Source organism: Rhodococcus sp. I2R, from assembly GCF_020889545.1.
GTDB lineage: Bacteria > Actinomycetota > Actinomycetes > Mycobacteriales > Mycobacteriaceae > Rhodococcoides.
In genome coordinates this window covers 1-18,308 of the sequence record NZ_JAHUTG010000042.1, presented here as the reverse complement: position 1 = coordinate 18,308, position 18,308 = coordinate 1, and the positions used below count along the sequence as shown (strand labels likewise).

General features: G+C 62.2%; 17 protein-coding genes and 1 pseudogene. 9 read left to right on the top strand and 9 right to left on the bottom strand.

The genetic code is table 11. The features are described from left to right. From KVY23_RS24260 to KVY23_RS24240, 5 genes are all read left to right on the top strand, one after another. On the top strand, window positions 1-406 hold a 406-nt coding region (locus KVY23_RS24260), incomplete at its 5' end, for an integrase core domain-containing protein (RefSeq protein ID WP_230558479.1). 63 nt (window positions 407-469) lie between these two features. Next, window positions 470-1,741, top strand: coding sequence for a helicase associated domain-containing protein (locus KVY23_RS24255; protein WP_230558478.1), 1,272 nt, complete (start codon window positions 470-472; stop codon window positions 1,739-1,741). Between the two features lie 132 nt (window positions 1,742-1,873). Further along, window positions 1,874-2,449, top strand: a complete 576-nt coding sequence (locus KVY23_RS24250; protein ID WP_230558477.1) for a hypothetical protein — start codon at window positions 1,874-1,876, stop codon at window positions 2,447-2,449. A gap of 268 nt (window positions 2,450-2,717) precedes the next feature. After that, entirely contained in the window at window positions 2,718-4,256 is a 1,539-nt protein-coding gene (locus tag KVY23_RS24245) for an RNA-directed DNA polymerase (RefSeq protein ID WP_230558476.1), read from the top strand. 78 nt (window positions 4,257-4,334) lie between these two features. After that, the gene (locus KVY23_RS24240; RefSeq protein ID WP_230558475.1) at window positions 4,335-6,587 is read left to right on the top strand and encodes a hypothetical protein; all 2,253 of its coding nucleotides are present in this window, start codon (window positions 4,335-4,337) and stop codon (window positions 6,585-6,587) included. A gap of 63 nt (window positions 6,588-6,650) precedes the next feature. Here KVY23_RS24240 and KVY23_RS24235 read toward each other — a convergent pair whose 3' ends face one another. The 4 genes and pseudogenes from KVY23_RS24235 to KVY23_RS24220 form a co-directional block, all read right to left on the bottom strand. Continuing rightward, window positions 6,651-7,403, bottom strand: coding sequence for a nucleotidyl transferase AbiEii/AbiGii toxin family protein (locus KVY23_RS24235; RefSeq protein ID WP_230558474.1), 753 nt, complete (start codon window positions 7,401-7,403; stop codon window positions 6,651-6,653). Further along, entirely contained in the window at window positions 7,400-7,996 is a 597-nt protein-coding gene (locus KVY23_RS24230) for a type IV toxin-antitoxin system AbiEi family antitoxin (RefSeq protein ID WP_230558481.1), read from the bottom strand. The genes KVY23_RS24235 and KVY23_RS24230 overlap by 4 nt, the downstream gene beginning before the upstream one ends. Window positions 7,997-8,759: 763 nt before the next feature. Beyond that, window positions 8,760-9,482 (bottom strand): annotated as a pseudogene (locus KVY23_RS24225) (ISL3 family transposase); the annotation flags it as partial. An 800-nt stretch (window positions 9,483-10,282) separates the two neighbouring features. Then, a complete protein-coding gene (locus KVY23_RS24220; RefSeq protein WP_006247389.1) occupies window positions 10,283-10,594 on the bottom strand; it encodes a putative quinol monooxygenase in 312 nt (103 codons plus the stop codon). A 107-nt stretch (window positions 10,595-10,701) separates the two neighbouring features. On the opposite strand from KVY23_RS24220, the gene KVY23_RS24215 reads away from it, so the two are divergent. Continuing rightward, window positions 10,702-11,643, top strand: a complete 942-nt coding sequence (locus tag KVY23_RS24215; protein ID WP_027504856.1) for a GlxA family transcriptional regulator — start codon at window positions 10,702-10,704, stop codon at window positions 11,641-11,643. Window positions 11,644-12,106: 463 nt separating this feature from the next. Here the strand turns inward: KVY23_RS24215 and KVY23_RS24210 are convergent, their stop codons facing one another. The 3 genes from KVY23_RS24210 to KVY23_RS24200 all read right to left on the bottom strand — a co-directional run bounded on the left by KVY23_RS24210 (window position 12,107) and on the right by KVY23_RS24200 (window position 14,959). Further along, the gene (locus KVY23_RS24210) at window positions 12,107-13,555 is read right to left on the bottom strand and encodes an aldehyde dehydrogenase family protein (RefSeq protein WP_206499039.1); all 1,449 of its coding nucleotides are present in this window, start codon (window positions 13,553-13,555) and stop codon (window positions 12,107-12,109) included. A gap of 86 nt (window positions 13,556-13,641) precedes the next feature. Then, window positions 13,642-14,508, bottom strand: coding sequence for an alpha/beta fold hydrolase (locus tag KVY23_RS24205; protein WP_008719926.1), 867 nt, complete (start codon window positions 14,506-14,508; stop codon window positions 13,642-13,644). A gap of 37 nt (window positions 14,509-14,545) precedes the next feature. Beyond that, complete coding sequence (locus KVY23_RS24200; protein WP_042940221.1) at window positions 14,546-14,959, bottom strand: hypothetical protein; 414 nt, start codon at window positions 14,957-14,959, stop codon at window positions 14,546-14,548. 109 nt (window positions 14,960-15,068) lie between these two features. Here KVY23_RS24200 and KVY23_RS24195 point away from each other — a divergent pair, with 109 nt between their 5' ends. Both KVY23_RS24195 and KVY23_RS24190 read left to right on the top strand, forming a co-directional pair. Beyond that, the gene (locus tag KVY23_RS24195) at window positions 15,069-16,043 is read left to right on the top strand and encodes a LysR family transcriptional regulator (RefSeq protein ID WP_042940220.1); all 975 of its coding nucleotides are present in this window, start codon (window positions 15,069-15,071) and stop codon (window positions 16,041-16,043) included. A gap of 114 nt (window positions 16,044-16,157) precedes the next feature. Then, entirely contained in the window at window positions 16,158-16,676 is a 519-nt protein-coding gene (locus KVY23_RS24190; protein ID WP_008719933.1) for a MarR family winged helix-turn-helix transcriptional regulator, read from the top strand. On the opposite strand, the gene KVY23_RS24185 is transcribed toward KVY23_RS24190, so the two are convergent. Next, a complete protein-coding gene (locus KVY23_RS24185; RefSeq protein ID WP_230558480.1) occupies window positions 16,606-17,226 on the bottom strand; it encodes a nucleotidyl transferase AbiEii/AbiGii toxin family protein in 621 nt (206 codons plus the stop codon). The two genes, KVY23_RS24190 and KVY23_RS24185, sit on opposite strands and share 71 nt — an antisense overlap. On the opposite strand from KVY23_RS24185, the gene KVY23_RS24180 reads away from it, so the two are divergent. Continuing rightward, the gene (locus tag KVY23_RS24180) at window positions 17,116-17,439 is read left to right on the top strand and encodes a hypothetical protein (RefSeq protein WP_230558482.1); all 324 of its coding nucleotides are present in this window, start codon (window positions 17,116-17,118) and stop codon (window positions 17,437-17,439) included. The genes KVY23_RS24185 and KVY23_RS24180 overlap by 111 nt on opposite strands. On the opposite strand, the gene KVY23_RS24175 is transcribed toward KVY23_RS24180, so the two are convergent. Beyond that, window positions 17,385-17,978, bottom strand: a complete 594-nt coding sequence (locus tag KVY23_RS24175; protein WP_008719936.1) for a type IV toxin-antitoxin system AbiEi family antitoxin — start codon at window positions 17,976-17,978, stop codon at window positions 17,385-17,387. The genes KVY23_RS24180 and KVY23_RS24175 overlap by 55 nt on opposite strands. Between the last annotated feature and the right edge of the window lie 330 nt (window positions 17,979-18,308).

Here is an 18,308-nt window from a genome sequence, read left to right as displayed (position 1 = left end):
AGGTGGCCGTCCTGGCGAGCGCATCACCGCTCGCCCGGTCAATGCTGCGGCCCAATCCGGCACTCGTCCCATCAAAACCCCTTTTCCCCTTGGGGTGTTGCGTCGACCGCTTGAACCTGGTCAATATACCGCTGTGATGATGAAGCAGGCGTGCGAACGCTACGGGTTGCGGCGTTCGATGGGCGAAACGGGCATATGCTGGGACAACGTCGGCGCGGAGAGTCTGTGGTCGACGTTCAAACACGAGTACTACTACCGGCACGCTTTCGCGTATGCCACTGAACTGGTTGCTGCAGTTGACAACTGGATGAATCTCTACAACACTCGTCGTAGGCACTCCACGATCGGGATGCTCAGCCCCACCAACTACGAACAGTCATTGACCGCGCCCATCATGGCCGCGTAAACACTGTCCACTTTTCGGGGTGAACCTCATGCGACACAGCGTGGTCTGTACAAGCGAGGCAAAATGTCCGAAGAGAGGACACGAGAGCTCGAGGCGTTTTCTGGTTGGGTGTGGGACATCCGCGAGGTCACCTGGACTCGGAACTACCAGGCATTGAAGGCGTTCGCCGAGCGAGTGGGCCGTGCTCAGCCGTCGCCGCGGTTGATCGAAGACGGTGTGAAGCTCGGGCAGTGGGTGGTTGTACAGCGCACCAACCGCGACGAAATGTCTGCGGAGCGGGTCCAACTCCTCGAGGCACTGCCGGAATGGTCGTGGACGCCACAGGCCGACAAGTGGGACCGCGGCTACAAGTTTCTTACGGACTTCGTCGCGCGAGAAGGTCATGCGCGCGTCCCTAACGCTCATGTGGAGAACGACTTTCCTCTTGGAACATGGGTCACCGTCCAGCGGAAGAATCGAGATGACCTACCCGAAGACGACCGGGAGCGTCTGCAATCGCTGCCTGGTTGGGTGTGGGACGCACGAGCCGCGATGTGGCAGCAGAAGCTGGAACTACTCAATCAGTACCAACGCCGAGAAGGACATGTTCTCGTTCCGCAAGGCTTCAAGGAAGATGGGGTGAACATCGGCAGCTGGGTTCGAGAACAACGGGCCAACCGCGCCAACATTACGCAGGAACGCCGGGACCTGTTGGTAGCGGTACCAGGATGGTCGTGGGACCCGTACACGGACGCTTGGGAGCGGGCGTACGCCGCGCTTGTGTCTTTCGCCGAACAACAGGGACACACGAGGGTCGCTCGCGGCTTTGTCGCCGACGGTGTCAATCTCGGTGGATGGATCGGGGAGCAACGAAGCAACCGCGCCACGATGGCAGAGGAGAGGCGGCTGCGTCTCGAGGCGCTTCATGGCTGGAGCTGGAACGCCCTCAACGATTCATGGACGCAACACCTGGAGCTGCTGCGCTCCTACGCACGACGAGAGGGTCACACCAACGTTCCGGTCGACTTCGTCGAGGGCGGCCTGAAGGTCGGTCAGTGGGCCAGGCTCCGTCGACGCGAGCACACAAGACTCGACGCTGAAAGACAATCGCAGTTGGAAGCCAGCCCCGGTTGGTTCTGGGGTACCAAGAACGACTATGTCTGGAACCAAAAATTCGAGATGCTAAACCAGTACGTCGCTCGGGAAGGCCACATCAAGCCCCCGGACCGGCACATAGAACAAGGCGTCAAGCTCGGCCTGTGGGTTCGGGAGCAGTGGCGTGGGAAGGCAAACATGAAAGCCGAGCGATCAGCAACACTGGAGTCCCTACCAGGCTGGAACTGGGGCGATGGTTAACCTTCGTCGATCGTGGATCGGCGTGTGTCCAGTCCCAACTACAACGAATGCAATTGAATCGATCCGGGCAGGCGCGCCGATCGCGCCCAGGTAGACCTGCCAGCAGAACCACCACCAGGGAAGAAATCCTAGATGCTCGCCGAAGAAGTCTCCGACCGCGACTATTGGGAAACACGCGTCACCCTTCACCGAGCGATTGACGGCGGCGTAGACATTCTCCGCGCCTTCTCATGCGACATTGAGCTCGACACAGTCGACGAAGACGCAAGTGCCTATCTCAGCGGCTGGATCGGCTGGAACGTCGCCGCCGAAGACATCGCCGACGCGGCCGACGCTATCAGCACGGACGCCTCAGGACTCGGAGTCGTTGCAGCAGAGATTCGCGACTCCTATCCCGACCACTGGATTGACTCAGTGCTGTTGATCGACAGAATATTCCTCCATGAATCGATGCGAGGGAAACGCCTCACGCGATTACTCGTCGAAGAGGTGGTTGCCTTCTTTCGCCTCGACCCTCACTCGACCGCCATCACGCTTCAACCCGAGCCGCAAGCAAAATCCGGCGGACCGTTACCGGACGGAGCAGAACGAGATCTTGCTCTGGCTAGGCTGCAATACGCATACATGTCCAGCGGGCTCGCGCCCTGGAACGGCTCGCCGATATGGTGGCGACCTTTTCCACCTTACGATCTGGAGGGTCTCCAATAGTCGTCGTACCTGCAACCAACGCAGTCCGAGTTGGCACGATGAAGTCGGCCGGCGGAACGCCGCGATAACGCTGTCCGAGTTGCCTCCACTTCGATGGCCAAGCCTGCCGTCCTTGCTCTGACAGCAACTGTACTTCCAGTGTCAGACCGGGCTGCTCCCTAGACGGCACCGAAATGCTCGTGGCACCAGGCACCCTGGACCGGCTGCGGGTCGGGTCGCTGAGACGGGCTAACGACGTGACGGGGTTGGAGTATGCCAGTATCAGCCGATGGCACAGATGGATTGGGCGAACGTTCTTGACTTCAAGACTGCCGCCAAGAACGTGCGCGGAGAGTTCTTCGGGGATTGGTACCACGATCCATGGGAGTGGCCCGAGATTGACTTTCTCCTTGCGTCCCCCAAGCGACTCGGCAACCACATCGACAGCACACATAAACAGAGTCCGGCGTTAATCGACGTACCAAAAGAAAACTGGGGGGCTCGACCAGCTGTCGTGCTCCCCATCGAAGACCGATTGACCTATCAGGCGCTGGTCGATGCGGTGAGTGTCGACCTGATCGGGGGGCTGCACGAGAGTGCATACGGCTGGCGCCTGAAGCCGGACCATCCTCAAAAAGGGGACTACTCACACAATGATCTGCAGTGGAAGCAATACCGCTCGCACCTCGGCGATGCGAGCCGCAACTTTGAAGCCGGTCTGCGCACTGACCTCGTGTCGTGTTTCGCAAGCATCCCTCTCGACAGGCTTCAGACGTCGCTGGAGGATACGCTGAAGAAGAACCACATACAGACTGCGCTACTCGCATTCGTCGAACGAATGTACAAAACCTCCGGACGCACCGGGCTACCACAGCGCTCGCTTGCGTCAGCGGTTATCGCCAATATGTACATGAAGTCACTCGACGACGTGCTTGAGCATCACGCCTCCACCGTTCCCCACCTGACCATATTCGGCAAAGCGGCTCGACGTCCCCGACGAAGCTGGACCCGATGGATGGACGACGTGTGGCTCTTCGGAGACGAAGCTGGAGACATGCGGCGAGCACAGATCGAACTACAGCAGGCAGCGAGCGATATAGGAATGCATATCAACGCCGCGAAGACAGACGTTTTCGAGGGGGATGAAGTTTCCGAGCATGCACTAGAGATTGAACACAGTGCCGTGGATGACGCTATCCTCAAGAAAGAAACGAAGCCCTTGGAAGAACTAGTCGACCGCCTACTCGACGACCCGACTCGTGCATCAAGAACCAGCCTGAAGTTCGTCGCGAATCGTATGCGTAGTCACGCAATCTCATACCGGCTCGCAGAGTTTTCACATCTAGCAGAGCGTATGCCACACGCCGCTGATGCCTTGGCACCGATGTTCAAAATGGTATTCTCGCAGGACCATCTTGAGGACTGGTTTCTCAACTATGCAAGCAGCCCGTGGGCATCGTTTGACTGGTCGATCGCTCACTATCTTCGCATGTTTCCAAGCGAAAAGAATCCCGGTTCTAAACTCGTCGACTTTGTAGCAGAGCGGTCGGCGGATGCGCGCACCCCAATAGTGCTCCTCTCGATTTGCCTTCAGCGACTTGCCGCTTGGGACGCTGACAAAGCAAGGGGCGTTCTTACATCCATCGAGCGCCAGATATCCCATCCCCAGAACAGGAGAATACTTGCTTTGGCTGGAAATCAGGCAGGAATTGAGCGCCACAAGGTCAGAAAGTGGCTATCCAGTCACGACGAGAATCGTGTGACCCTAGAAATGCTTGAGCACGCAAATTTCGGGAAACCGAAGGTGTCTAGCTACTACACAGCGTGACACGTCTTCAGCTTGACCAACTGACGGTCAACGAATCAGGGACGCCGCGCTGTCGGTGCAGTGGTGTAGTAACGACGCATGACTACCCTCGATTCGACCGACGATCAGAGATCAGAGCCGTTCGAGAAAGCCTGGCATGCGTTGGATTCAGCGCGCCAGCTTCGTCATGACATCGCGACGCACTGGAACGAGGTGGACATCGACAGCGCACTGTGCTGCCAGATCTATCTCGACGAACAAGGCCTCGGCGAGCTTCGACTGTCGGTCGAGTGGCCGACGCAGGCCGACGCCATCCAACAGAGTGGCCGAGACTTCATTGCTGCAGTCCAGGACAGCCTGAACGCAGCAATCCAGGCCACCGAGAGACTGACTTCGGGCATCACACCCACGCCTGATCGACCGATCCAATTCCCGCTTTGTTCAACCCCATCCGAGTTCACCGAGCTCCACCACTCCGGCGCGTTGGATGGTCTCCGACCCGACCACCTGCAGCTCGTCGCACTGTTTCAGCCCTACGCAATCGAAGCAGAAACTCCCACTCAAATCTCAATGCTGCGGTCAGCAATGGGTCTGTTGAAGGATGTCGCCAACCTGGACCCAGACGCGAAGGTTTTTGGAATATGGGCGCACTCGGTTCAGCCGACCGTGGTGGTGGACTCACCGCACAAGATTGTCGAACTAGTTGCCGCGTCGCCCACACTCGTCCAGACATCAGCCCCGATCGCGCGGTTCCGGGTAGAACCCACCGAAGGCGCGCGAGGCCTGCGCGGCCGGCCGGGCGTCGCCCTCGACATCGCGTTCGCGCTACCTCCATGGCCTGGCAACCCAGACAAAGACACGGTCGGCCGCCGATGTGCCTCACTTCTTAAAGTTGCAGCCGAAATTGTTCGCGGCTTCGAGCGCTCGGTTGGTCTGCGCGAGCCGCCCAACCGCCCGGACCTCGACTTGGACGTAGACAATTTGACTACCGAAGACGACAACGACCCTGGCAGGTGGGCACCGGTCGATCACTCGAATTACCCAGACCTCGAACCCCAGCTCGCTCAGTCCGAACTCGGCCTTGCTGTCTATCGGGATGACGACGACAACATGGTCATGCTGGTCCACACTGAAAACGGCGTGTTCGGGCGGACGATTCCACACGCCCGAGTCCTCGAGCCAGCAGTGCTTCGAGGTCCTGCAGCCGAGAACGCGACCCTCGCCGCTGCGGCACAGTGGGGGCTCCCCGATTTCGTGTTGCCACCCAAGAAGATCGCTAAAGGCACAGCATCCCGTGAGCTCGGCGACGGTACAGTCATCTTCGGAAATCGAGCACTTGCTATCCAGGTGAAGTCCCGCGACGTACCCACCGACGCAAACCCTGCTCGCGAACTGAACTGGATTGCCAAGAACGCCGCGAAGGGCGCGCGCCAAGCCGCAGGCACAGTACGAACCCTGACCGCCACACCCAAGACCCTTCCCAACGCCCGGGGACGCTCGATACAAGTCGACGCCGCGGCATACGCATGGGTTGGTGTCGTAATAATCGATCACGACCAGCCGCCCGAGCACATCTCCACCGTCTCATCGCCGCCGTCGCTTGCAGTAGTAGCTCTTCTACGGCGTGAGTGGGAATTCCTCTTCGACCAGATGAGGTCGATCACCGCCGTCGGCGCATACATTCACCGAATAAAAGACGACGAAGTCGCACCGGGTGAACATGTGCCACACTATTTCGAGCTCGCGAATGCCGACCTCGAAGCAACTCGGAACGCAGATACCGACCACAACTATCCAGCACAAGCCCAACGTATTTCGTACCCCCTCTTGCCGAGGGAGCCAGCATCGAGCATCGACACCGCAGGGGCAGCGCTGTATCGCCAGCTGCTTGAGGACGTCGCTAAGTCGTCCTGGGATCGTCCCGAACTCGACCGCTTGAACGTGCTGCACATGCTCGATCAGCATCCCGTACTCGAGCGGGCCGCGATCGGCCGACGACTGCTCGACCAGCTCCGAATCGCTCGAGACGCCCTCAATGGTGAGACGCGGTTTGAGGCTCGCCGTTACTGGCTGGGAGACAATCACTTACAGTTGGCCTTCAGCGTGCTGAACCATCTCAGCGGACACCATCAAGCAGTCTTCCGTGGGTGGGCGACGCTCCGCCACCACGAATGGATCTCCGGGCGTCCCGCCGAAACAGTTGATTCTTGCCGGACGGTCGCGGTTCTTCTCACTCCCAGGCACGATGGCCTTCGCCCATGGGACACAACAATGTACGTACTCTTCGGCAAAATCGATGTTGACGAAGAAGAACTGGACTCATACCGTCGAATATTCGGCAGCACAGCTTAATTCGCTCGCAGACTGCCTGCGTTGCGGGCCTTTACCGCAAGACTGTTTCATGCGACTGCAGGACTAACTTGTCGCCAGCGCCTGCCATGCCCGGGCCACAAGGTTTGCCGCTTCGCGCGCTGTCACGGTCAGCCGCGTCTGCCCCGACAACTGACTCTCCCAATCGGATTCGGTCGGTATGTCCGCGAACTGCCACTGCCCTGGCAGCTTGTTCGTCGGCCCGAACCTTTGATACAAATCGGCCACGTCCGGCTCGAATGCGCCAATCCGATTGAGTGCCCACAAGTCCCACAGATCACGCGATGCCCGCCGATCACACCAGGTCACCGCCTTACCCGCAACGAACGCGGGCCGCGTGGGCACCGTCAACTCAGCTCCGAGTGCATCCTCGTACCGCTGTTCGAGCTGCCGGTTCTCCAGAGGCCACGTTGGGCGACCTTCCGCCGACAGCAACTGCACCTTGACCGCCAGTCCGGACTGCGACCTCAACACTGCACCGAGATGCTCGGGCACCTCGCTGATCGCCGGATCCCACACCAGTCGCCCGTGGCTGCGCATGATTGCGCGCGGGAGAGCGCGGTCGAGATCACGAGCGACATCGGATCTCGAACCAACCGCAATCAGATCGATGTCCTCACTGAGACGACCATCGACCAAATGGGTTCGAGCCAAGGCTGTTCCGCCGATGAATACAATCCGATCCGCGAAGTGCGCACTCAGATAGCCGAGCAGGTGCGAGATCAGGTGATCCCGCTCGACCTGTGCACGCGCGACACCGAATTGCGCGGCCACCGAGGCCAACTCGTCTGCATTCACCCTCGCTCCCGCAACCGATCCTGCATCCGCGTCAAAGTCGTTCGCATCTTCTGAGCCTCGGCGATCTCGGCTAACACCTTCGGATCGCACTTCCGATACAACTGCTCCACCGCCGGCCACACCTCCCCCTCGGCATCACCGAGCCCCGGACGCTTCACCAGATCCATCACCGTCTGCTCCGCGGTAGTCACTAGCACCGGCCCCAACTCGGTATCGATGCGCTCCGCATCCAGACGTGCTGTGTCGCGCACGACGAACCGAACCAGTGCCAGCCGATCCGCCAACCGAATCGGATCGTGCCGCGTCGGCACAGCCACCACAGCAGTCGCCAACGCCCGCGGAATCGCCCCGTGCAACCGGGCCGCGCTGACACCCATCACGACGGCATCGTCGGGGCCGTACGCCGCGACAGCGATACCGGCCGCCGCTGCCTCCAATCCAGGCATCCACTCGGTCCCGACCCGATCGTCTGGCACAGCCACGTAGAAGCCTGTCGCCACCCTATGCAGCAGACCCAAGTCCATCAGGCGCGCAAGCTCGGCCCGCGGGTGCGCGTACACCTGGGCCGCCGTCGCGGCCCGCACCATCCGCATCGGAAGCCGCGCAAACTCCGGAGGTAACCCGGTGTGACGGCGTCGCACATTGCTCGCAGTCACAGTCACCTCCATCGAGTATCGAATACGTAGGCTCCAAGCCTACAGAACCGACACTCATTCCAACACCGCAATCCCGGCCTAGCCGCTCCCGCCCGGTCCACAAAAATCCACCTATATCCACACGAATGCTCACTGATGAGTTAGCGATGAGTTGTGACATTCTGTGACATCAAACGCCGAATCGAGCCGCCGAACCGGCAAATCCCCAGGTCACAATCGACCCATAAACCCAGGTGGACGAACCGGGCTCACTCGCGAAACGAGCGGCCACAACAGGCCAAAAAGAGACGGCCCCACCCATTTTCGCTGGTCAGAGCCGTCTCGTGGAGCCTCCTAACGGGATTGAACCGTTGACCGCTCGCTTACAAGTATGTTGCGAGACAACCAGATACGTCCGCATGGAACCACCATGGAGCTGCTGACCTGCATCGACCGTCCAAGCGGGACCATCCGAATCCACTCTCGTAGGTACCAACATGTGACACGCTCGTGACACCGAGACCCAACTCCACCCAAATACGGTAGTTGTAAACCGACGTTGTACAACACATCCGACACCTCGGCCCACTGGCTCGAACGAACATCAGTATTCTTTGGACCGACAAACACCCGGTCGTTCGCGCAGTCCCGTTGTGGTTGGTTTCGGTCTTGCCTGGCGTGAGGGCGAACGGTTGACTCGCGGCCCCGACGGGAAAGCGGCTCATCCCAATCGGGGGTGTAGGAGTTGGGGTCTGAATCCGCCGGTCTCGAGCAGGCTTCGGGCGATGTAGTTGGTCAGGTTGCGGAACCCGAGTGCGGAGCCGCGCAGGTGTTCGAGCCGTCCGTTGAGCGCCTCGGTCGGCCCGTTGCTGGTGCCGGGTCGTTCGAAGTAGGCGAGCACGTCGGCGGCTCGCTTCTTCAGGGTCCGGCCCAGGGTGGTGAGCTCGGTGAGCACCTTGGGGACGCCGGCGCTGAGGTCGGTGATCAGCTTCTCCATGAGCTCGCGGCCACGTTGCCGGTCCTCGTGGCGATAGGCGGCGATCTTGCGCTGGTAGACACCCCAGGTCGCCTCGACCTCGACGTGAGCGTCATCAACGAACAGCGCGCGTAGCCTGTCGCTCTGCTTGTCGGTAAGCAGGTCCGCGCCGGTGTGCAGCGTGCGCCGCGACTTGTAGAGCGGGTCGTCCCTGAACCCAAGGTGCCCGTGGATCGCGAGTTGGACCCGGTGCCGACACCTGTCGAGGGCGTCACCGGCCAGGCGCACGACGTGGAAGGGATCCATCACCGTGACCGCGTCCGGGATCTCCTCCGCAGCGGCGGTCTTGAACCCGGTGAAGCCGTCCATCGCGACCACCTCGACCGCGTCACGGAAGGCGTCGTCGCGGCCGACCCACACCCTCATCTGGGAAGAGCCCTGAGAGACGTCTTCGACGACGACGGGACCGGCGAGGAGCAAGGCGCGGTGAGCTAAAGAATGGAGCTTGCTCGGCTTCGACGCCGCCGCGAGCTCCGGTGAAACTCCGGTAGAACGGTCGGTACTGGTCGGTCGTCGTCGGTCACCACCGGATGGCAGCGTCCCCCACGCTCGGCGTTTGTGCAGGTCAGCGGCTCGTTCACCCAGTGGGCGCATCAAGCGATAGACGCAGAGCCGACGTGATTAGGTCGTCGGTTCGGTTCTGGTGGTCGCGCGATGCGCTGGCCTCACGGCTCTGCCCGACACCGACGTCGCTCTCCTCTGCGACGGACCCCTCGCCGGCTGAGCGCTCGCGGCCGGCATCCTGTCCGTGTGCCGAAAGGCCTCGCTCCGCTCGGCAACGCAGCGTGGCGTTGTGTCGCGACCTGGACGTGCGAGGTGTCAACGGTGCGTCGGCGCAACGATCGTTGTGTGCGCAGCGAGATGCTCCATGCCGCACGCGCGGCGCGCACGAACGCAACGCCCCGGAACGCCAACGACCCGTCATCGCTGCGACGCGCAACGCGTCTCCCGTCACGGCAACGGATCGCAACCACGACCCCGCCCACGGCGCCTCGCGGGACGGAGGGCAAGTTGACACAGTTGCGCTGCCATGGAGCCGCGCTGGCTCTCTCGATGACCACCGGTGAAACAGTGCCGCTCCAGGCTTGCGCCTGGTGTTGCCTGGCCTCCTCGTGATCGGCCCGTCGGGGATCGTCAACGTGGTGCGGGTGTCGAGGCGGTCGGGTCCGACGGCTCGGCGGGGCGCGATCGTCTCGTGCGTTGGCGGACTACGGGAGCTTGGACGCGAGGACGTCGGCCGCCAGGATCTCGGGTGCTGCGCCGAGGAGGTGCTGGTTGGCCATCAGGGCTGCGACGATGGCGCCGTTGGCGTGGGCGTCGCGAGCGGCCTCGTCGGGGAATGCATCGAAGATCCAGAAGGTGTCGGCGTGGGTCCTAGCCGCGAACCAGACAATCGTTCCTACTTCTTCGTTGGCGAGTGCGACAGCGCCGGCGAGCAGATCGGCGAGCGCGTCGTGCTGTCCATCGGCCGCGACGATCTTGGCGACGAAGGCATACGGAAGTGATGCGGGTGTGGACATGAGGGGTTCTCCTTGAAGTCGGGGTTCTTCGTGGGGCGAGTTCAGCGTATGACGAGCGAGGGCCGGTGGGGAGTGGCGTATACGACAGTATTGCTATTGTTCGCGCCATGCGTATCGGACTGATCGCGATCGACGGCTGCTTCGGTTCGGCTGTCGCGTCGGTCATCGACATCGTGCGGGTGGCCGACGGAGCCCGCGGCGATGTCGACCCGCGGATCGACCCGATCGAACTCGCCATCCTCGGACCGAAACGGCGAGTGACCACGACGGCATCGATGACCCTGTCGGTAGACCACCCGCTGTCGGAGTCCGGAGAGTTCGACGTGGTCGTCGTCCCTGCGCTTGGAACCCTCACGGCCGCCGCTACCAACGACGCCCTCCAGAGCCGAGATGCACGTTCGGTCATCGCCTCACTCGGGCGCCTCGACGACGCGACCACCCGGATCGCCGCGGCGTGCACCGGCGTGTTCGCCGTCGCCGAGACCGGACGGATGCATCATCGGCGGGCGACGACCAGCTGGTTCCTGGGGCCGGAGTTCCTGAAGCGCTATCCGACCGTCGCCCTCGATCTCGACACCATGGTCGTGGTCGACGGGAACCTCGTCACCGCCGGCGCCGCGTTCGCCCACATCGACCTCGCGCTCTCACTCGTGCGATCGATCAGCCCCGACCTGGCCCAACATGTCGCCAAGCTCCTCATCATCGACGAGCGTCCGTCGCAGGCGGCCTTCGTCGCCTACGAACATCTCCGGCACGAGGACCCGATCGTCGTCGAGTTCGAACGCTTCGTGCGCGCCCGCCTGGACGAACCGTTCAACGTCGCCTTCGTCGCGCAGTCGCTCGGCACCAGCCGGCGCACCCTCGAACGACGAGTCCGTGCGGCGCTCAACCTCACTCCGCTCGGCTTCGTCCAACGGCTTCGCATCGAACGAGCGCGGCACCTCTCAGCAACCACGGACCTCACCTCCGCCGAGATCGCGCTACGGGTCGGCTATGCGAACGCCGAGACTCTGCGCTCCCTCCTGCGCAGGGAGCGACGCCGTTCCTGACCTATCGCCATGCCTGTAGCCGGTGTCCTAGCGCTCGGTTGGAACCACCTCTCAGCACGTCGCGTCGACTCTCCTGCGTCGCCCCTGGACGACCCACTCGACACGCCCGCAGCACAGGCCATGTGACGTGCCCCGGCTTCCCGGGCGGTCGGGGTTGGGTGGCTGTGATGTCGCTGCGTTCTCGTCGAGGGGGTCAGCAGACCCGATCAGGGTCGATTGGGATGAGCCGCGAAGGCGGTCAGGTCAGGGCGGCCGAAGCCGGCCGGCGGGGTAGCGTCGGACACGTCGAGGTCTTTCGGATGGATGGCGTAGGAACCTCCATCGTCGGGAGACCTCGACGTCTATCTGCGGACCGACGCGCCCGGCCGACCTACACCGTCATCTGGGAAGAGCCGGGAAAGCCGGCGCACTGTGAATTTGCCGTCGGAACAGGCATTCGGAGTTGGGTGGGTCGTGCCGAATCTCAGGGAATCTCGATACCGGTCAGAACGAGCACCTTCTCCTGCGTCAGGTCCTCCATCGCCGAATGCACCCCTTCTTTGCCCATCCCAGAATCTTTGACTCCGCCGTACGGCATCTGATCGGCGCGGAAGCCCGGCACGTCACCGATGATGACCCCGCCGACGTCCAGGACGCGTGACGCAGTGAACGCCGTCTGCAGGTTCGACGTGAAGATGCCCGCCTGCAATCCGAATCGGGATTCATTGACCTGTTCGAATGCCTCCGCATCCGAGGCGACTTTGCAGAGTACGACAACGGGCCCGAAGACCTCGTCGTCCACAACCTTGGCCCCTGGCGGTGCATCCTCGATGACCGTCGGTTCGACGACTGCGCCCGTGCGTCCGCCGCCGGCCAGAACGGTGGCTCCCCCCTCGACGGCTTCCTCGATCCACTCCTCCACGCGTACGGCTGCGCGCTCGTCGATCAGGGGGCCGACGTCGGTCTCGTCGTCGTCGGGTGAACCGGTCGACAGCGACGCGACGTGAGCCAGAATGCGGCGGCGCATGGCGTCGTAGAGACTGTCGTGGACGAAGACGCGCTGCACCGCGATGCACGACTGACCCGCTTGGTACATCGAGAATCGTGCGATCCTCTCGGCTGCGTACTCCTGTTTTTCCTCGTCGGCCCAGTCTGCGCAGACCACCACCGGGGCGTTACCTCCGAGTTCGAGCGTGACGTGCTTGCGCGGAACGAGTTCTCGAATCGACCAACCCACCGGGACCGATCCAGTGAACGAGACAAACGGTAGCCGAGGGTCCACGACCATGTCCGATGCCTTGTCGTTAGAGACGGTCAGCACTGACCAAGCACCCGCCGGAAGCGATGTCTCGGCGAGCATTCCGCCGAGCACCAAACTTGTCAGCGGGGTGGCCGGCGCAGGTTTGACGATGATCGGCGCGCCGACCGCCAGGGCCGGTGCCACCTTGTGGGCCACCAGATTGAGCGGAAAGTTGAACGGTGCAATTCCGAGGATGGGACCGCGTGGGACGCGCTGAATCAGCGCCAAGCGGCCGTCCGATCCAGCGTCGGTGTCGAGTCGCTGAAGATGCCCGCTCCATCGTCGTGCTTCCTCGGCCGCCCACCGAAATGTCGACACCGCGCGAGCGACTTCGACTCGCGCCCACTTGATCGGTTTGCCGGATTCGGCAGAGATGAGCCGAGCGATTTCCTCCCGACGCTCGTGCAGACGCGTCGAGACAAGTACGAGCGCATCCGACCGAACGTGGGCCGGCGTTCCCGCGAACTCGTCCGCCACCGCGGCGGACGCCTCGATCGCGGCGTCGACGTGTTCCGACGCCGCTTCGAACACCGTCCCCACGATGCGACCGTCGAACGGATTGCGGATCTCGGTAGCGACACCGCTGATAGTCGCTTCGCCGGCAACCCAGTACGGAAAGTGTTTGGCAGACATCGGGATCTCCCTTTCGAGGGCCGAAAAGAATGCTCGCCGGCCCCGTGTCGGAGGCCGGCGAGCATGCGGGTGTGCACAGGGTCAGGTCAGACGGAGACCGAGGTGGACGCGGATTTCTGCAAGACCTCGAGCGCCTCGATAAGGTACGTCCGGAACACCGGGTGGTTCTCGCTCATCGGGAAGTGCCCGATGTCCTTCATCTCGATGAACTTCGCATTCTTGATCTGCGCAGCTGTGCGGGCACTGTCCTCAGGGGTGGTGAGGTAGTCGTAGTCGCCGGTCAGCATGACGACCGGGCAACGGTCGCCGTCGATCTGGTCGAGCTTGTCGCGCAGGTCGTGGTCCACGGAGTAGAAGTGCAAGTCGCCCTTGAACGCCTCGGATCCCTGCGTGTAGTAGAACCAGGTCTTCCAGCGGTCGGCTTCGGGCGACTGTGGTGCCATGAGATCCCATGTGCCACTTGCGCACACCTGCGCAGCGTTCGCGTGGGGGTGCTGCCACCAGTCGAGGTAGAAGCCCGGTGAGTAGTCGGCTCCCTCGACCGGGATGACTCCGGCGAAGCGTTCCGGATGGCGAAGCGCCAGCTGCAAGGCGATGTTGCCACCGAACGACGAACCCATGAAGATCGGATTCTCCAGTTCGAGTGCATCGACCAGGGCCACGATGAAGTTGGCGTAATGGTCGGCCGAGAGCTTGTACTCCTCTTTCCACCACTCTGTGTTCTCCGGCGGATCGGACTTGCCGTGGCGGGGCAGGTCGTACGCGATCACGCGGTAATTCTGCGTGATGTCCTCGTCTTCGAGCAGTCCACGCCACTGGTGGTTGTGGCACCCGGCGGTGTGCTGGCATACCAACGGTTGGCCGGTGCCGTTCTCTAGGTAGAAGACCTTGTACAGAAGACCGTCGACGTCGACATCGACGTAATGGCCGGTCACAGGTGAAATCTTGCTCATGTTCTGTTCCTTCGGTGAGTCGTGTGTGAGTCGGGGACTAGACCGGAACGCCGACGGCGCGCAGCAGTTCGATCTGGCGGGTAACGCAGCGCAGGTTCTGCATCAGGACGAGGACATCTCCCTCGAGCCTCATGTCGCGCTGGAACGACGCCGCCCAGATGCCGTGAAACATCGGTGCCGGAACGGGAACTCCAAAGCCCTGCCACGTCTCGACGCCGGCGCGGATGGCGAACTGATAGGGCCGGTCGAGCGGGCCTGGGTCGACGGCGATTGCGTGGACTTTGCCGTTCGACATCTCGATGACGAAGGAGTGGGTGTCCATGTCGAGGAGGTACGAGCAAGTGAAGTACGTGCCGTGCGCGGAGATCTCGGCGTCTGCGTCGGATGCTTGGGTGAACGCGTCGGCCCACTGTTCCGGGGTCTGGGTGGTGGTGTCGGTTGCTGTTGTCATGTGACCCATCACACGCTGGACCTGCGGGTTCGTCCAATACCAATCGGTCGCCCGATCGATAGGAAACAACTACTGGTGCTGGTCTAGCTGCGGGAATAGCATCGGGGACGTGAATCTTCCGTTGGAGCTCAGGCCGTTGTCGTATTTCGTGGCCGTCGCGGAAGAGCTTCATTTCGGCAAGGCAGCAGCGCGGCTGCATATCGCACAGCCCTCGCTCAGCGTGCAGATTCGCAAACTCGAACACGCCTTGGGAACCGCACTGTTCATCCGCGATTCCCGTCATGTCTCGTTGACCCCTGCCGGGGACAAGCTCCTCGAAGGGAGCAGGCAGCTTCTCGCCGATGCCGAGCGTGTCGCGTCGTTGACACGTCAGGTGGGCCGCAGCGGGCGCAACAACCTGATCGTCGGATTCCAGGCGAACGCTGCCGCGGAGCTGACGCCGGACATCTTGTCGGCTTTCCGTGCTCTCCACCCCGACGTCGCGGTCGAGATGCAGTCGTTCGACTTCACCGACCCCTACGTCGGACTCGGCGACGGGTCGGTCGACGTCGCGTTCGTCAGGCCGCCGGTCGTCGTGCAGGACTGGCTTGCGCTCGAGACACTGTTCGTGGAGCCGAGAGTGCTTGTCGTAGCATCCACTTCGCCTCTGGCGCAGCAAGATTCGACCAGTGTCGAAGAAGTGGCGGGGCAACCGTTCGTCGCGAGGCGCAGCCCGGAATCATGGAGGGACTTCTGGCTCGCCGTCAGCTCGAGGGATGGTGAGACCGTTCGTCTCGGTGCCGAAGTCTCCACTGTCGACGAGTGCTTCGAAGCCATCCTCTCCAGCAAGGGCGTGGCGTTCTCACAAGCGTCAACTCAAAGATTCTATGCGAGGCCAGGTTTGGCATTCGTTCCGGTGACTGGCATACCCCCCACACCGTTGTCCATCGGGTGGCGTTCGGACGTCGACTCGCCTCTGACCCGCGACTTCGTGGCTGCGGCCCGCCGTGTCGCCGTCGATTGTCCGGTTCCGAACTCGTGGGCACCCCCGACCGCCGGCGTCCCGTCGCTCCTCGATCGCTACCAAGCCAAGCTCACGTCCTGAGACCCTCCCACAGGGTCGAGACTCAAAGCTTTCCTTGTCCCGTCCGGACTTCCCCCTTCGGAACACCTCGACACCCATAGTTGATATTTCAACAGTGCGTGTTTACCGTCAAGGTTGACGAGCGACCCCCAATGGCTGACCCGGGAGGAGATCCGGGCGTGGCTGACGCTCGCCGGTCTGGTCGAGTCGCTGCCGACAGTCCTGAGTGCCCAGCTCAAGCAAGACGCGGGAATCAACAACTTCGACTACATGGTCCTTTCATGTATATCGGACACGCCCCATCAGACGGTCCACATGAGTGACCTCGCCGCATTCGTCGGTGGCTCTATCTCTCGCCTGTCACACACTCTGACCAAGATGGAGAATCGCGGCTGGGTGCGTCGCCGACCGGATACCGACAACGGTCGCTTCACAGAGGTGGCTCTGACGCAGGAGGGTAAGGACGTGGTCGCCCAGGCCGCCCCCGGGCACGTCCGCGAAGTCAGGCGCGTCATGATCGACGTCCTAGGACACTCGCAGACGCTGCAACTCGGCACGCTCCTCGATCAGGTTCTCGCTGCGGTCAACCCCGATGTCCAACGCGTCTTCGATGAGCGCTTCCCCGATGTCGACCTCCACGCTTCCGACGGCTGATCGACCACCCAGCTCGCAAGATACGGGTCCGGACGCGCAAAAGCTCGCTCTCCCTATCGGATTCGGTCGGAGCATCCGCGAACTGCAATTCACCAGGCAACTTGTTCGTGGGCCCGAACCTCCGATACAAATCGGCCACTTCCGGTTCGAATGCGCCAATGCAATTGAGTGCCCACAGGTCCCACAGATCACGCGACGCCCGCCGCTCACACCAGGTCACCGTCTTACCCGCAACGAACGCGGGCTGCGTGGGCACCGTCAACTCAGCTCCCGGTGCATCCTCAAACCGTTGTTCGAGCCGCCGGTTTTCCAGCGGCCATGCTGGGCGACCCTCCGCCGACAGCAACTGCACCTTGACAGCCAGACCGGACTGCGACCTCACCACTGCACCGAGGCGCTCGGGCACCTCGCTGATCGCCGAGTCCCACACCAATCGCCCGTGGCTGCGCATCACCGCGCGTGGGAGAGCGCGGACGAGATCACGAGCGACCTCCGATCTGGAACCGACCGCAATCAGGTCGATGTCCTCACTGAGACGACCATCGACCAAATGGGTTCGAGCCAAGGCTGTTCCGCCGATGAACACAATCCGATCCGCGAAATGCGCACTCAGATAGCCGAGCAGGTGCGAGATCAGGTGATCCCGCTCGACCTGTGCACGCGCGACACCGAATTGCGCGGCCACCGAGGCCAACTCGCGGGGATTCACTACTTCTCCCCCAACCGAGCCTGCAGCCGCGTCAACGTCATTCGCATCTTCTGAGCCCCAGCGATCTCGGCTAACACTTTCGGATCGCACCGTCGATACAACTGCTCCACCGCCGGCCACACCTCAGCCTCGGCGTCACCGAGACCCGGACGCTTTACCAGATCCAACACCGTCTGCTCCGCAGTCGTCACCAACACCGGACCCAACTCGGTATCGATACGCTCCGCATCCAGACGTGCGGTGTCGCGCACGACGAACCGAACCAACGCCGGCCGATCCACCAACCGAATCGGATCGTGTCGCGTCGGCACAGCCACCACAGCCGTCGCCAACGCACGCGGAAGAACACCGTGCAACCGCGCTGCGCTGATACCCATCACCACAGCGTCATCGCGGCCGTACGCCGCGACAGCGATACCAACTGCTGCAGCCTCCAGGCCAGGCATCCACTCGGTCCCGACCCGATCGTCGGGCACGGCCACGTAGAAGCCCGTCGCCACTTGGTGCAGCAGGCCCAGGTCCGTCAGCCGCGCAAGCTCGGCTCGCGGGTGCGCGTAGACATCGGCCGCTGTCGCGGCTCGCACCATCCGCATCGGAAGCCGCCTTCGGTGCCCGAACCACCGCTCGCAATCCACGAAGTGCCCACGCTTTCAGTTTAGAAGACGCCACTCGGTCGTGTGACTCGAACCCAAAACCGCTCGGAGGTGGTTCAGACGGATCATTGGATGTCCGTGGACCTACCAACGTCCACCTCAACAGCGACAAATGACGGCGCTCAGTGAAAATGCCCAAATCTGATCTCGGGACTGCCCCGACTTCAGTTGACTAGTGGGGTTGAGCGATTCAGGCCGCGTGTGCGGTCCGGTTGATTGTCTCAAACTCGATAGGGGTGAGCTTGCCGAGGCGCCGTTGACGGCGTTTGC

Bases quoted from the DNA above. Each gene is read 5' to 3' on its own strand.
- KVY23_RS24255 (WP_230558478.1), top strand. From the start codon at position 470: ATGTCCGAAGAGAGGACACGAGAGCTCGAGGCGTTTTCTGGTTGGGTG.
- KVY23_RS24250 (WP_230558477.1), top strand. From the start codon at position 1,874: ATGCTCGCCGAAGAAGTCTCCGACCGCGACTATTGGGAAACACGCGTC.
- KVY23_RS24245 (WP_230558476.1), top strand. From the start codon at position 2,718: ATGGCACAGATGGATTGGGCGAACGTTCTTGACTTCAAGACTGCCGCC.
- KVY23_RS24240 (WP_230558475.1), top strand. From the start codon at position 4,335: ATGACTACCCTCGATTCGACCGACGATCAGAGATCAGAGCCGTTCGAG.
- KVY23_RS24230 (WP_230558481.1), bottom strand. From the start codon at position 7,996: ATGCGGATGGTGCGGGCCGCGACGGCGGCCCAGGTGTACGCGCACCCG.
- KVY23_RS24220 (WP_006247389.1), bottom strand. From the start codon at position 10,594: ATGTCCACACCCGCATCACTTCCGTATGCCTTCGTCGCCAAGATCGTC.
- KVY23_RS24215 (WP_027504856.1), top strand. From the start codon at position 10,702: ATGCGTATCGGACTGATCGCGATCGACGGCTGCTTCGGTTCGGCTGTC.
- KVY23_RS24210 (WP_206499039.1), bottom strand. From the start codon at position 13,555: ATGTCTGCCAAACACTTTCCGTACTGGGTTGCCGGCGAAGCGACTATC.
- KVY23_RS24205 (WP_008719926.1), bottom strand. From the start codon at position 14,508: ATGAGCAAGATTTCACCTGTGACCGGCCATTACGTCGATGTCGACGTC.
- KVY23_RS24200 (WP_042940221.1), bottom strand. From the start codon at position 14,959: ATGACAACAGCAACCGACACCACCACCCAGACCCCGGAACAGTGGGCC.
- KVY23_RS24175 (WP_008719936.1), bottom strand. From the start codon at position 17,978: ATGCGGATGGTGCGAGCCGCGACAGCGGCCGATGTCTACGCGCACCCG.